Here is a 14,336-nt window from a genome sequence, read left to right as displayed (position 1 = left end):
TTGTGTAAACATGTAATTAGGATTTATTAAATTTCTATACTTTCACCAGCTTTAAGCGGGAATCCCTCTATCCCCTCTTGTCGCAGACGATTACAGAAATCCATAGCATCCTGAGCAATATCCGGAAATGTATTGTAATGAAGTGGTATGACCTTGTCCGCTTGAAGCCAGCGCGCAGCAAGGAGCGCATCATCCGGTCCCATGGTCAGCATATCGCCAATTGGCAGAGCCGCCAAATCAATCGCAGTTCTTTCACCAATCAGACGCAGATCGCTGAATAGTGCGGTATCACCTGCATGGAATAACGTCTTCCCCTCAATCGTCAATAAAATACCTGCGGGCTGTCCAGCATAAATCCAAACGTCGCCTTCCTGAATCGATGAGGAATGAAACGCCTGAGTATATTTAACGTTAATGGCATCATAAATATGACTGCCGCCTATATTCATATGTTTTACCTTGGCACCCTTCATTCGGCAGTATTCTGCAAGCTCAAAAACAGCAAAGATCGGACAATCATTCTGTTTGGCAATTTGCACAGCATCACCTAAATGATCCGAGTGACCGTGAGTCAGCAGGACAGCATCTACAGTAATGTCATCAGGTGAAATACCGGAGTTCGGATTTCCTGACAAAAAAGGGTCAATAATAACTTTCGCTTGCTCTGTTTCTACCAGCAGCGCTGAGTGTCCGTAATAAGTGATCTTCATGACAATTCTTCCACCTCCAGGGTTATATAGTCTAGTTTACCCTATAAATAGCTGAGGTTCACAGATAAGGTCAATTATTTATAAAACGTATGATTACCAATGGTCTTCACATACTCCTGCGAATGATGTACGGTAAGATCCTGCGCAAGCTTAAGCGATAGGAAAAAATAAGTACTATCGGGAACTTCCTTCACCCCAGAGAGCGCCGCGTTCACCGCTTTAATACTATCATCATTAGGCTTGACACGTTTAAGACGCCCGTTAGCTACAGGACTGAATTGATGCTTTTGATAAATGACCTTATATATCGTGTCGGGGAAATTGGCTGACCGTAGCCTATTCAGAACAACGTTGGCAACTGCCACCTTGCCCTGGTACGGTTCACCTTCCGCCTCTGCCATTACAATTTTTTGTAGCAGAAGCAGTTCTTCTTCGGATACTGCGTAGCGCCGGGTTGCTTTACTTTGCTGCTCCTGGCTTAATAGCTCGGTCCGAGAGAAGTATAATGTTGTGAGGGGATTTTTCTGAGATGCCGAGACTGTCTTAACTACAGTCTGAGCGCTCTTTTTCGCTGTCGCTTTCTGCGCAGCTGAATTAGATTGTGCTACATCAGCCTTTACCCGAACTATGGAAGCCTGCGATGTATTTTGTGGCTTTATTTTATTCTTACTAAGCCATTCTACACTCTGCTCTGGTTTCCAAGTGGAACTGAACAGGTTAACTGTGCTGTAAAGCTTATTCGTTTGTGAAACTTTTGTAGTGCCCCTCGTCTTACTAGATTTTGATTCTTCTTGCAAATAATTAATTACCGATGCTCGGCTGGTGGATTGCAGCTTATCCATCTGCAGATTATCTATTTTCCCCTCGGCAACCTGATTAGGCTGCATTAAGCTTATGGCAGAGAAACACACTAGTATAACGCCAACAAGCAACGCGATACAGCGGTTTTGTTTAAAGATTAACATGATATTCCTCCTATTTCACGGCACATTCCTATTGTATGTAACCGAAAACGGAAGCTTTGAAAACTTAAATACCGATTTTAAAATGTAATATTTTCAATCATTTCATACATAGGAATGGCATACATTCTGGTAGCATACAACACAAAACTATCAATCGTCCAGTCTCTATGAAAGATTTTTGATCTTTTTTCATCATCCAATTTCAGTAAATTTTCCAGCAATTTATCATCAAATGAAATTTTTCCAAGGTACTTTCGAGCCACTGTGAGATGTGGTTTGTACTCCCTGGATTCGGCCGAAAAACCTAAAGGAAGTGTAGCAGTGTGTACTCTCGCAGCCAGTAAATTCAGCTCTTCTAGTTCGCCAGAAACCCCTACCCATAAAACTTTTGGAGCCTTTGGCAGACCAAATGTATTCCATTTGTCTAAGGATAGTTTGAAGGGGCTGCATTGCTCTGACATCTGCTTCAACGACATGATTAAATCCGGGATTTTCGTCTTTGGGGTGTCTCCTAAAAATTGCAGGGTAATATGATAATCCTCTGGATGAGTCCATTTTGCAAAATGAAACTTTTGAGATAGGTTAGAGCACTCTTCCGCCACGACTTGTTGAAGTTCTGAGGGTAATTTCACAGCAATAAATAATCGTTCTGAATCTTTATCCGACACTTTAGCATCCATATCAATTTCACCTTCTCCTATAGATTTGGTATCCTTATCCTATAACATTATCCATTTTCATCAAACCTTAGAGCAGGAGGAATACATCATGACTAAGTCCATAGTATGTCTACAACCACTTACAGCCGAGCAACAAGAAAGGATCAAAGCAGCAGCCCCCGGTTATACATTCATACAAGGTGACGGCAAAAATCCGGATTTACAGCTGCTAGCTGATGCTGAAATCGTAATTGGCTGGGCTAAAGGTATCGCCGATACGCTTCTTCGTCCAGATTCGCCCCTTCGCTGGGTCCAATCCTGGTCTGCTGGAATTGAGAAGCTCCCGTTAGAGCGTTTTAAGGAACGTGGAATCCTATTGACTAGTGGGAGCGGAGTGCATGCCGAGCCTATTTCTGCGGTAATCTTTGGCTTCATGCTTCTCTTCACACGTAATTTACATACAGCCGTTCGCAATCAGATGAACCGCTACTGGAATTCTGACGGAAGTGAGAGTGAATTGTTCGGAAAGACAGCCGTTATTGTTGGAACTGGAGCCATCGGCAGTGAAACTGCCAGAATCGCTAAAGCTTTCCGGATGAAGACGATCGGAGTAAGCCGCTCAGGCAAGCCACTCGCTGATTTTGATCAAGTATATACCACTGACCATCTGCCAGAAGCTGTGAGCCAAGGCGACTTCATCATCAATATACTCCCTATCACCGATGAAACTAAGCAATTATTTAATACTGCGATCTTCTCTGCCTTTAAACAAGGCTCCTATTACATTAACGTTGGACGTGGAGCGACTACTGATACTGAGGCTCTAATCCACGCACTGAATCGCGATCAGCTTCGTGGTGCGGGATTGGATGTATTCGAAACCGAACCTCTCCCGCAGGATCATCCACTTTGGACTATGGAGCAGGTAGTCATCACTCCTCATTCTGCTGGCATAACCGATCAATACGCTAATCGAATCGTAAATATTTTTACCGAAAATATAAATTCCTATTTATCTACTGGCACTCCATCCCTAAATCTCGTTGATTATGCCCGCCAATATTAAATTTAGTATTTGATTATTAAGAACACTTGTTCTATAATAAAAAAATCCAGGAATCAAACATAAAGAAAGGCTAGCGAAATGGATGTTACTGTCACACAATACAATGAGGAATGGAATCTTATCTTCCAAGAAGAATCTCGTAAGATTAAAGAGATCTTCGCTGATGCACTTATTGATATTCACCATATTGGCAGCACTTCTGTTACGAATAGAACTCATCACATTCATGTCTTTCAAATCGATAACAAGATAGACATCGATCGTCATTTGGCAGTAAGGGACTACCTTAGATCACATCCAGAGGCAGCAGAACAATACGGTAATCTAAAAGAGGATCTTGCGAATCAATTTCCGAAGGACATTGAAGCTTATATGGATGGGAAAGAAGCATTTGTCACCGAACTAGAAAGAACAGCGCTTGAATGCTATTCAAATCATTAACTATAAACTGATCAGACAAAATAGTCCCTGCATGTCTATTAGGCAATCCTAATGGACATGCAGGGACCCTTATTTCACACCTGGATCGCAGCGCGCTTAATTAGAAGCTATGATCTCGTCAATATAAGCTGTAGCGGTTCCAGCAGTAGAAGGTGTAACAAACTGAATGCCAATGGCATCCACTTTCTTCAAATTCTCAGGCGATAGATTGGAATTGTTGCTGAGATCAATCGTGAACTCCGTGAATCCATCCTGAGCAGCTATCTTCGCACCCGAATCTACCCATACTGCATAGCCACCTAATTGAAGAAACAGCTTCGCTTGAACATCAGGCTGGTCAGAGACGATTCTAACTTTAGCAGTAAGCTTGGAGAATGAGCTCAGATCAAGTGCAGCTACTTTTGATGCTGCTATAAAAGGATCTTTATCCTCTCCATTCCATGCGAAATCAAGCTTCAAAGATTGATTACCTTCAGCATATACATCGGAAGATACTGTGGCTGTACCAGAATTGATAGCCCAACCGTCATTCCCCGTCTCGAAGCCATAGTGAACATCCGGGACAGCTTTCTCCAGGGATACTTCCTTCAAATAAAGCTTCGCAGTTCCTCCATCATTGGAAACATCCTCAATTTTAATCCCAATCGTCTTTACAGCAGCCAAATCTACGCCCACCCCTGCTGCTGCAGTTGGCAGTGAAATAGATAAGGTCGTATAACCCTTAGAATCTACAGGCACAGGATCACCGCTGTCGCTCCATTTCCAGTCCGCACCTGTCTTGATGAATAGACGCGCTTTAGCTGCACCACTCGAGAGCTTAACCTTAGCGCTGATCGTATCCAGCCCTATAATATTCAGCTTCTCAGGATTAATAGCAAGTTCAAAGGATTCTTTGGAGCTGCCATTTGTATCATTGCCAGTATTAATCAAATCAAATTGTACACTTGCCGCTTCTTCATTGGCATCAAATATTGGAGGTTGAGCGTTGGCAGACGAACCATTTGTTATAGCCCATCCTGCAATATCAGCTTCTGTAGCGAAGGCGTACAACACGCCAGGCTCATGTCCTTGGGAACCTCCATTTCCTTCTTCCGACATATCCGGAAGTGTCCCGTCATAGACTGCTTGAATATCGTCAAAGTAGAGCGAACCTTCGTGGCTCTGTCCGTCCATCGCATTCACATACAAATTAAAGCTCTGAACTTGCTTCAATCTTTCCTGTGTAAGCTCTCCGGCTTTTCCCCAGCTCATCTCCGTCAAATTCTTCAAACTTAATACTATTTTACCGTTCTTGTCTGGATTAATGACCGGATAGGCCTCGAAATATCCGCCATCAATGACAAGCTGCACCACTAGCTTAAGCGGCTCACCTTTCTCAGCATAAGCGTTGTCTCCATCGGAAGCTACCCACATACTGAGTGCATTATAGTCGGACCAGTCCAGCGAACCCAGACTTTTACCTACTCCGGTATAACCTGCATTATTAATCGTATAGTGCAGTTTCATTCCGTAATCCCCGGATGCCTTATGCTCGGAGCTTAAAGATACGCTCACATCATCTCCGCCAGCCTTAGGATATTTGGCTACCAGTGCTTCATCACTTGAGCCATAAGATTCAAAATTATCTACCAGTGCTTTGTCAGCAACAGGTGCAGTATACGTATTATAAAGACCGATATTATCTACATAGATTGGCAATTCACCTTTCACTTCCAAACCACTGCCAACCAGAGATATCGCTAGACCAGTGGCTTCGGTTGATTTAGCGGCATTATCCAGATCAATCGAAACATCAAATTTATAATACTGTGATCCACCCACGTTAACTTTCTCAAGATCGGACAAAGATTTATAGGATGAGTCCATGCCATACTTTGTATCCCAATCTGGTGGCAACTGAATCACACTGCGTACCGCAGCATTGTTTGCCTCATTCTGAGCAGCCTCCGGAATTAACACGGAGAACTTCACACGTGTAACTTGAGACAGGTCCACTCCATCCAGTGCAAGATCATTCAATTGCAGCTTCAGTTCCTGCCAAGTATCCTCAGCAGACAGCCCTTCTGTAATGTTAATAACAAGCTTACCGTCAGCATCTAGTGACGCATGCTGCAAGACCGTCTTGATCGTCTCTGCGTTATTGGCGAGCCCTGACCAAGTACCATTGTTTTGGATTTGCTCCAAATCCTTGTCAGTATCAAAAGTAAGTACCTTTATTGGCGCTTCATTGATTTTTAAGAATACAGAATTAGTCTGTGTAAGTGTAGCATCTCCAGTTCCATATGCCCTCACTGTAATCTCTGCTGAACTGCCATTCAGACTAGCGTCTGGCTGCCATGAAGCGCTATAGTAACCGTCCGCACCGAGCGTCATTTCCACCTCTACTCCAGAATCACCCACAGTATAAGTCACTTTGCTAGGCACTGCATTTAATACCTTGGCCCGAATGACGGTTACGGCATCTGTTACTGTACTGATATTATTCGGAGTTACAATGTGGAGGAAAGGTTTCTTTCCTGCCACTTCAACCTCGAGATTGTACTTATTATCATCTTTCACATCGCTCGCAAAAGCCGTGAAATCATCTTTATAGAAATTCACAAAATCAGGAAGCAACTCATGATCTGCTTTGTTAGGAACATTCTTATAAGGAACATACAGATTATTACCTTCACCAAAGTTCGCCCAAGTCAGCATATAAGATATTTTTGCCGCATCAGGGTCAGCCTTGATCGCATTCAATACTTTAGTGAACCATTCCAGCTCATTATTGCCTGTTGTTTTCATACCAGCAGCACTATAACCATACTCAGATAGGGTAACAATCTTACCTTTGTCTTGAGCAAGCTGAGAAATCATCTTAAGGTCTTTAACAAGACCATTGAGGAAAGCCTCCGAACCGGCATTCTCCTTGTTGTCATACTGATCCATTCCAAGAATATCAACAAATTGATCACCTGGATAAGTCGTTAAATATTCACTTTCATTTCCATTAAAAGATCCGTTTGGTGAGAATACATAAAGGAAGTTATGAACGCCTTTAACATCACGTAGGTATTCAACTGTATATCTGTACAGTTCCGCGTATTCACTCTTTGTCGTTGTAGCCGCACCCCACCAGAACCAACCTCCATTTTGTTCGTGGAAAGGACGGAACAGAACTGGAATCAGGTTGCCATCGTCATCCTTAAGATTGTTCGCAAAATCAGAGATGCGATCCAGATATTTATTAAACTCTCCATTCTTATCTCCGCCTGGCAAAATACGTGATACTACCGAGCGCGTTGCTCCTTTGGAATTCCCTGTATCGTTAAAGCTTCCACCCGTAACAAAATTGTACGGATGTGTACTTAGCGTTACAATACCACCCAAATCATGAGCCTGCTTCATGGCAGCAGATAATCCTAATCTACTCGCTTCATAATCTCCGCTAACTCCAGGAGGATTCTCATATCCATCTAAACTAAGGGTGTCCCAACCAAAAACCCCAGGATAATCACCAGTGGAGCTGTATACGTCAGAAATAACATTTCCGTTCTTATCTTTTCCGGCAAAAGAGACGGTAGTATCATGCTGATGACCGAACATAACTTGTTTACCGCTCATGCTATCCAGATAAACAAATAACGATTTGGTAGCAGCCGATGCATCTACGTCAACGATATGAACCCCAGCTTCCGGTGTTGCCGTTGGAGCAGCCGTTGCTGTAGGTTCCGGAGTAGCCGTCGGTACTGGCGTTGCTGTAGGCTCTACACTAGTACCACCTGAGCCCCCAGGCGCCGGTGCACTTGTTCCCTGTCCTACAAGAACTCCATCCTTCACAGTGTATGTTCCTTCTACTATAGTCACTCCATTTAAGACTACAGAGGAAGCACTTACTACAAGCTTGCTAATGGTACCTTTTGTTGTAATCAACGTTCCCGTTGCACCGTTACCAATCACAAGCTGATCGATTGTAGAACCTGAGCCTACTTCTATAATAGAAGCACTATCAATAGTCAGTTGAGTGATGACCGTACGATCCTCTATAACGACCCGAACTTTTCCTTCAGGACGATTCACTTTTACAGCAGCCAATTTAGAATTTTTTAAATGAATCGAATGCTCGCCACCACCAGATATAAGTACATTACCTTGTACTGTTACATTCTCCAAGACACCCTCACCATCACCAATACCGGAGGTAAAATAAAGGTTGCCTGATGCAGCTACATTCTTTAGTTCAACCCCACTTTGGTTAATGACAATATTCCCATGGATATCTCCCCCAGTGAATGTACCGGCTGTGTTGTAGTAGCCGCTAATCAGTCTGTCAACGATAGTGACTACCTCCGCCCTTGTAATTGGATCGTTCGGACGAAATGTACCATCTGGATATCCGGATAGAATTCCACTCAATGCCCCGATAGCCTCTTTAGCGTAGGCGCTGATGGATGCTTGGTCTGTAAAGGCACTCGCTTTAGTGCCTGGCTCCAGTGAAAAAACAGAAGCAATTAATGTTGCAGCATCTTGACGAGTTACTTCAGTATCCGCTTTCGCTTTATTATCAGGAAAACCTTTGTAATAGCCAGCTTGCTTCGCTATAGATAAAGCGCTTGCAAACCAAGCTTTAGCAGGTACATCCGAGAATGACATTTCCGAAAGAGTGCTAAATCCAAATAGCTTATTAATAATACTTACAAGCTCAGCACGCGTTACTTTATGATCCGGCTTAAAAGAGCCGTCCGGATAACCTTGAATAACACCATTACCCTGCCACTTCTCTACACTTTCTCCAGCCCAGTGCGCCTTGAGGTTTTCATTTGTTTTTCCGTTAGCTAGCGCAGGCACAGCCATTGTAACGAGCATTACTGCTGTAAGAAATAGAGCAAAGCTTTTTTTGAACCTCTTCATTCGTTTTACCCTCCCGTTTTGTAAAGGTTTTCATTATTACTCAAACAGAAGATTTGGCTTCTTTATCAACCTCCCCATTTATTACCAATAACATTTTAGTTATTATATTAGCACTAAAGTAGCATACAAACAATAACTTATTTTTATAAATAGCTATTTTGTTATAAAAAACACTGAATATCAGTGTTAACAAACATAAATATAGTCGAATAAATAATAACAAAAAAAACTAACAAAATATTCCGCGTTCTATAAAAAACAAACAAAAGGCCAGTCTCCAATGAATTGGAGGCTGGCCTTAACTTAATCTTCTCTTTTATCTAATCCAAGTCATAAATCGATCCGACTTTCAATCCGTATAGCTCATTGTATATTTTCTCAGCAAAGGCATCCGTCATCCCTGCGATATAATCAATCACCATATGTTCCCACGTCCAAATAGGATTCGCTTGTTTCTGATCCTTCTCAAAGCGTTGCAGCCAGTCCGATGGAATAATGGCTTTGGATGTCTGCGGATCAAGAAAAGCTCCCCATAGACGGCGCAGAATCCATTCACTACGTTTCTGAAGCCGCTGTACTCGTAAATCACGAATCATCGTGACCCAAGCGAAGCTTTTCAGCACACTTACGGTCCGTAGCATATCCTCATCTTCTTTTCCTTCCTTTATAAAGGTGACCTTCTTCCAGTCTCCATCAGGAATCACCCCAAGACTTGCGACAAAGGTGCTAACCCAATAAGCCTTAACTTCACGCCGAGTTCTGGAATAGTCGTTCTCGCAGGTTGGCATCTTTTCCATCCATACTCGAAGAAATGAACTAAGCACCTCTTCGACCTTAGCGCGGATACCTTCCTCCTCCCAACCCTTCCAGAAGAAATCCTCTAACGTTGTAATTTTTTCTACGATCAGCCGCTGAATATAGGAATCATGCATAAAGTGTTCATGCACTTCAATCTTTCCAGCCTTAATTCCATCCTCCAAATCATGTGCAGAATAAGCAATATCGTCGCAAAGGTCCATCAGCTGAGCTTCCAACGTTTTCTTACCTGCTGGAATTCCCCACTCTTTGCGAATCTCCGAAATATATGCCCATTCGTGAAGGTACATCCCCTTCTTCAGTGAGGTGCCAGGAAACGGATATTTATTAATTCCGAGAAGCACTGCATCCGACAGATTTAATCCATCAATGTTCTCACGCTTCTCCAGAAACATAATCAGCCGATAATTATGAGCATTGCCTTCAAAGTGCTCATAGCGCTGCTTCATCTGTTCATGAATGAGCAGCCTATCTGCACCCGTTGCTCCAGATTGCAGGGTAGCCTCATTCGTCTTCTTTTCAATAAGCTGGTCCAGAATGTTATCCAGTACCTCTTCCCCTTTATGCCCGAAAGGAGGATGACCAAAATCATGAGCAATGGCCGCGCATTCTACAACCTCTGGATCTATTACAAGTCCTGGGTTCTCAGCTTTACTTGTCTCCACCTCTGGATAAGATCTAAGCAGACTTTTCGCTGCCTCACGAGCAATCTGAGCGACTTCAAGTGAATGAGTTAGACGCGTCCGGTAATAATCACCCGTGCCAGCCCCGAACACTTGAGATTTGCCTTGCAGCCTACGAAAAGTAGGCGAATGAATCAAGCGTGAATAATCACGCTCATAAGCAGCTCTCGACGTTTCTAGGCGGGTAATTTCCGGATATTGCCGGTGTTCTCTTTTTTCAATAAGTGTCATATTCCCACCCCTAACCAAATGTCTATATATTGAACTTCATTATAAGGCATTTTCATAACAATTTTCACTTCAAAATACAAACGTTATACCAATCCCAAACTGCAATGGAAGCAATCCACCAATCTAAAAGCAATTGAAATGGAGATATTAATCTTCGTAGGCAAAAAACATCTAGGAGGAATCCACTAAATGATTATGAAGAAATTGTCCGTAGCTCTTTTATCCACTTGCTTGATGCTATCCGTTGCTTCTGCGGCTTCTGCTTCTGCTGCACCAACCGAAACGAAACATGAGAAAAAAGTACATGCTGAGAAAATGAAGAAAGAAAAAGAACATAAAATGCATGAAAAGAAAATGCATATGAAGAGCCACTCCACTAAAGGAATTCATGCAAAGAGCATGAAGGCTAAAAGCATTAACACTAAGAGCATTCACATGAAAGCAACAAAAATGCCAAAAACAGGCCATGGCGGTGCTAGCGAACAAACTGAATAGGGAGGATGAAAGAGGGGGGAATCCCCTCTTTCTTTTCTTAAATATGAAAAAATGGATATCTTTATTTATATTAACCTTCATCACTTTAACCACTGCCAGTTGTACTGACTCACATTCGCAGGAAAGCAGACCAGAAACGAGGTCACTACAAACACAGCAGCAAGAAACGCTAACTCCTACTAAAGCTATTCAAAAGATCGATATTAAACCATCATTACCCAAAACTATCCTGCCTACTCAGCTTAGCATTCCAGCTATTAAAGTAAGCGCCAAAATAGAGACCGTTACGTTGCTTCCAGATGGACAAATGGACGTCCCTAAGGACAGCAATATTGCAGGAATTCTGTACCCAGGAATATTACCAGGTGCTAAAGGAAATGTGATTTTAGACGGGCATGTGGATAGTTATATAGGTCCAGCTATTTTTTTCAACCTCAAAAAGCTTAAGCAGGGTGATGAAATAACGGTATCCAATGCGGACGGGCGAAAACTAACTTATATTGTAGAGTCTGTAGAAATCTTCGCCACCGCTGAAGCACCTTTGGAACGAATCTTTGGAAAGTCTACTGAAGCCAGAATGAATCTTATTACTTGTACAGGGAGATATAGCAGAAAGAAGAAAGAACATGAAAAAAGGCTGATTGTCTTTACAAAACTGAAACTATGAATATTTCGACCCTCCAAAGGAGCATTCTAAAATAAAAAAAACAGGTGAATTCATGAAAACTAGCAGCAAAATTATGATGACTACCCTCTCTCTCTTGTTATGCTTCACGAACTCCGCTCTAGGTAGCCCGAGCAAGAACCGCGACTACTACGAAAAAAGAGGAGACATGATTTGGGAAGTACATACTAACCAAAAAGTGATTGCATTAACGTTTGATGACGGTCCTGACCCTTCTGAAACCGATCAAATATTAAAGGTATTGAGTCAATATCATGCGAAATGCACCTTCTTTGCCATAGGAAAAAGAATTGCAGCATATCCAGATGTGGCGAAACGAGTCATTTCCGAAGGACATGAATTAGCTAACCATACCTACAATCACGTCTATTTTAGAAAACCTATTAATAAAGCCCAGTTTGAGCGGGAGCTTAATTTAACCGAAGAAGAAATCATAAAGGTTTCTGGAAAGCATAGTGCTTTGTTCAGACCCCCGGGTGGCATGTATGACGAGACACTAGTTGATACTTCAAACAATATGGGCCTAAAGCCTATTTTATGGTCCTGGCATCAAGATACACGTGACTGGAATCGCCCTGGCGTGCAGAGTATCGCGAACAAGGTTATTCGAAATGCACATAATGGTGATATCGTCCTTTTTCATGATCATGTGCATGGACAATCTCAAACCAGAGAAGCGCTCAAAATTATTTTGCCGGAATTAGAAAAGCAAGGTTTTCGATTTGTCACCGTTTCAGAATTAATCAAATTATCCAATACACAGCAGGCAGGTAAAGCACAATAGCCTAATTGCACAGGACTTCAAAATAAGGTAGTCTTGTCCTATTATGAAGTTCTGGAGGCTTTTGTCATGTCTGATAACATATCCTATACGACTGAGGAAATTGCCCGTTTACTGAAGATCTCGAAATTAAAAGTATATGATCTGATTAAAAAAGGGGAGCTTCCCTCCTACCGTGTAGGAAAACAGATGCGTGTGGATCAATCCGATTTAGAAGCCTACAAACAGAATGCTCGAAGTGGCATGACCCTATCGACATCGCCGCTGACTTTTGCTGGAGCAAATCTAACACAAGTTGCCACACATTCTGGCCAATTTAATAGTAAAGCTACAGGGCACAGCCTCGTGATTACGGGTCAGGATATGTCACTCGATATTCTAGCCACCTATTTGGAGCGTTGCCTGCCCACTGAGCGCCCTCTTCGTTCTTACGCTGGCAGTCTAGATAGTCTGATTGCCATGTATCAGGGCGAATCGGACATCGTCAGTACGCATCTGCTCGATGGGGATACTGGAGAATATAACCTTCCCTATATTCGTAAAATACTTGTGGGCTTCTCTTATGTTGTAGTCCGTCTGTTGACCCGAAGTGCAGGATTATATGTTCAAAAGGGAAATCCTAGAGGTCTCTATGAATGGTCTCATTTACAACAGGATGGACTTAAACTGATCAATAGAGAACGAGGCGCTGGTGCACGTGTGTTATTGGATGAACAACTCCGATTGCACGGCATTCCTGCTACAAGCCTATCTGGATATGAGCAGGAGGAGAATAGCCATTTAGCGGTCGCCGGTAAAGTGGCACGAGGGGAAGCTGATGTGGCCATCGGTACCGAGAAAGCTGCTAAGATTGTCGATGGCATTGATTTCATTCCCTTGATTCAGGAGTCTTACGATCTAGTGATGCTTAAGAAACCGGAGCATGAGCAATGGATCGCCACCGTGATTGATATTTTACGCTCGCCAGCCTTTCAAAGTGAGCTTGGGTCCATTCACGGATATGATCTCACGGAAACCGGGACGATTATTTACGAAACCTGATAGTCACAGGCTTGCTTGCTTCTTATTAAAGAGGTTTTGTTTTAACGGTGCGTTTCTAAAAAAAAACCTAGTCCATCCCAGGTTACTTCTGGATGGGCTAGGCTTTTTAATTTATCAAGATTTCCAATCGACATTCCCACTGAAGTCAGCGGAGCGATCTCACTCGAGCATAATTAAGTACGTCGGTTCACAAACATCAACATCACAGCAGACATAACAATAATGGAGCACACCCACATCCAAGCAAGGGTCATGTTGCCGCCATCCACCGCGACATAGATCGCTGTAGGTACAGTCTGCGTGCGGCCAGGAATATTTCCAGCTACCATGATCGTTGCGCCAAATTCTCCTAAACCGCGGGCAAAACCTAGAACATACCCAGCAGCGAGTGACCGACCTGCAAGGGGCAATGTGACATAACGCAGTACCTGCAGTTCGCTCGCTCCCTGCGCACGCGCCGCATCTTCAAGATCCGCTTCCACGCCTTCAAAGCCCGCCTTCACCGTACGGTAAACGAGAGGAAAAGCTACGACAACCGCGGCGATAACCGCAGCCCCCCATGTAAAAAGAATCGTATGCTCCGTCATTTGTTCATACCATCTGCCAATCCAGCTGCGACGACCTAAGACGACCAATAATACAAATCCGACAACTGTCGGCGGCAATACGAGAGGAAGAAGCATTACAGTCTCAACCAAGCTATAACCAGGAAATTTCCGACCCGCCATAGCCTTGGCCGCGGCCGTTGCAAGAATAAATACAATGATGCTGGTAATTACAGAAATTTTAACGGAAAGCCATACCGGGGCGAAGAAATCAGTCCAATTTATTTCCATCCTTATTCACCCCGCTTCTACTCATGATTTCTTA

12 protein-coding genes are annotated in these 14,336 nt (G+C 43.1%); 6 read left to right on the top strand and 6 right to left on the bottom strand.

The window, feature by feature from the left end; genetic code table 11:
- Window positions 1–26: 26 nt before the first annotated feature.
- From PAENI_RS20000 to thpR, 3 genes are all read right to left on the bottom strand, one after another.
- Window positions 27–710, bottom strand: a complete 684-nt coding sequence (locus tag PAENI_RS20000) for a metal-dependent hydrolase (RefSeq protein ID WP_149646481.1) — start codon at window positions 708–710, stop codon at window positions 27–29.
- Between the two features lie 74 nt (window positions 711–784).
- Window positions 785–1,675, bottom strand: coding sequence for a cell wall hydrolase (locus PAENI_RS19995; protein ID WP_076283914.1), 891 nt, complete (start codon window positions 1,673–1,675; stop codon window positions 785–787).
- A gap of 77 nt (window positions 1,676–1,752) precedes the next feature.
- Entirely contained in the window at window positions 1,753–2,355 is a 603-nt protein-coding gene (thpR, locus tag PAENI_RS19990; protein ID WP_149646480.1) for an RNA 2',3'-cyclic phosphodiesterase, read from the bottom strand.
- Between the two features lie 88 nt (window positions 2,356–2,443).
- Here thpR and PAENI_RS19985 point away from each other — a divergent pair, with 88 nt between their 5' ends.
- Window positions 2,444–3,400 (top strand): D-2-hydroxyacid dehydrogenase, encoded by a 957-nt coding sequence (locus tag PAENI_RS19985; protein ID WP_149646479.1) that lies wholly within the window; start codon window positions 2,444–2,446, stop codon window positions 3,398–3,400.
- 78 nt (window positions 3,401–3,478) lie between these two features.
- Window positions 3,479–3,841, top strand: a complete 363-nt coding sequence (locus tag PAENI_RS19980; protein WP_149646478.1) for a GrpB family protein — start codon at window positions 3,479–3,481, stop codon at window positions 3,839–3,841.
- A 96-nt stretch (window positions 3,842–3,937) separates the two neighbouring features.
- Here the strand turns inward: PAENI_RS19980 and PAENI_RS19975 are convergent, their stop codons facing one another.
- Together PAENI_RS19975 and PAENI_RS19970 are read right to left on the bottom strand one after the other, a co-directional pair.
- On the bottom strand, window positions 3,938–8,734 hold the full coding sequence (locus PAENI_RS19975; protein ID WP_149646477.1) for a glycosyl hydrolase: 4,797 nt from the start codon (window positions 8,732–8,734) through the stop codon (window positions 3,938–3,940).
- Between the two features lie 320 nt (window positions 8,735–9,054).
- The gene (locus tag PAENI_RS19970) at window positions 9,055–10,464 is read right to left on the bottom strand and encodes a deoxyguanosinetriphosphate triphosphohydrolase family protein (RefSeq protein WP_149646476.1); all 1,410 of its coding nucleotides are present in this window, start codon (window positions 10,462–10,464) and stop codon (window positions 9,055–9,057) included.
- Between the two features lie 189 nt (window positions 10,465–10,653).
- On the opposite strand from PAENI_RS19970, the gene PAENI_RS19965 reads away from it, so the two are divergent.
- The 4 genes from PAENI_RS19965 (at window position 10,654) to PAENI_RS19950 (ending at window position 13,466) form a co-directional block, all read left to right on the top strand.
- A complete protein-coding gene (locus tag PAENI_RS19965; protein WP_052404166.1) occupies window positions 10,654–10,959 on the top strand; it encodes a hypothetical protein in 306 nt (101 codons plus the stop codon).
- 43 nt (window positions 10,960–11,002) lie between these two features.
- The gene (locus tag PAENI_RS19960) at window positions 11,003–11,626 is read left to right on the top strand and encodes a class F sortase (protein WP_223178979.1); all 624 of its coding nucleotides are present in this window, start codon (window positions 11,003–11,005) and stop codon (window positions 11,624–11,626) included.
- 52 nt (window positions 11,627–11,678) lie between these two features.
- Complete coding sequence (locus PAENI_RS19955) at window positions 11,679–12,428, top strand: polysaccharide deacetylase family protein (RefSeq protein ID WP_052404165.1); 750 nt, start codon at window positions 11,679–11,681, stop codon at window positions 12,426–12,428.
- 66 nt (window positions 12,429–12,494) lie between these two features.
- Window positions 12,495–13,466, top strand: coding sequence for a substrate-binding domain-containing protein (locus PAENI_RS19950; RefSeq protein WP_149646474.1), 972 nt, complete (start codon window positions 12,495–12,497; stop codon window positions 13,464–13,466).
- Window positions 13,467–13,639: 173 nt separating this feature from the next.
- Here PAENI_RS19950 and modB read toward each other — a convergent pair whose 3' ends face one another.
- Window positions 13,640–14,302 (bottom strand): molybdate ABC transporter permease subunit, encoded by a 663-nt coding sequence (gene modB / locus PAENI_RS19945; RefSeq protein ID WP_042185211.1) that lies wholly within the window; start codon window positions 14,300–14,302, stop codon window positions 13,640–13,642.
- Between the last annotated feature and the right edge of the window lie 34 nt (window positions 14,303–14,336).

The organism is Paenibacillus sp. B2(2019) (assembly GCF_008370385.1).
GTDB lineage: Bacteria > Bacillota > Bacilli > Paenibacillales > Paenibacillaceae > Paenibacillus_AQ.
Note: the sequence above shows the minus strand (reverse complement) of the source record. Positions and strands in the feature narration are given on the sequence as shown.

Coding starts and splice junctions, on each gene's coding strand:
- PAENI_RS20000 (WP_149646481.1), bottom strand. CDS start 710: ATGAAGATCACTTATTACGGACACTCAGCGCTGCTGGTAGAAACAGAG.
- PAENI_RS19995 (WP_076283914.1), bottom strand. CDS start 1,675: ATGTTAATCTTTAAACAAAACCGCTGTATCGCGTTGCTTGTTGGCGTT.
- thpR (WP_149646480.1), bottom strand. CDS start 2,355: ATGGATGCTAAAGTGTCGGATAAAGATTCAGAACGATTATTTATTGCT.
- PAENI_RS19985 (WP_149646479.1), top strand. CDS start 2,444: ATGACTAAGTCCATAGTATGTCTACAACCACTTACAGCCGAGCAACAA.
- PAENI_RS19980 (WP_149646478.1), top strand. CDS start 3,479: ATGGATGTTACTGTCACACAATACAATGAGGAATGGAATCTTATCTTC.
- PAENI_RS19975 (WP_149646477.1), bottom strand. CDS start 8,734: ATGAAGAGGTTCAAAAAAAGCTTTGCTCTATTTCTTACAGCAGTAATG.
- PAENI_RS19970 (WP_149646476.1), bottom strand. CDS start 10,464: ATGACACTTATTGAAAAAAGAGAACACCGGCAATATCCGGAAATTACC.
- PAENI_RS19965 (WP_052404166.1), top strand. CDS start 10,654: ATGATTATGAAGAAATTGTCCGTAGCTCTTTTATCCACTTGCTTGATG.
- PAENI_RS19960 (WP_223178979.1), top strand. CDS start 11,003: ATGAAAAAATGGATATCTTTATTTATATTAACCTTCATCACTTTAACC.
- PAENI_RS19955 (WP_052404165.1), top strand. CDS start 11,679: ATGAAAACTAGCAGCAAAATTATGATGACTACCCTCTCTCTCTTGTTA.
- PAENI_RS19950 (WP_149646474.1), top strand. CDS start 12,495: ATGTCTGATAACATATCCTATACGACTGAGGAAATTGCCCGTTTACTG.
- modB (WP_042185211.1), bottom strand. CDS start 14,302: ATGGAAATAAATTGGACTGATTTCTTCGCCCCGGTATGGCTTTCCGTT.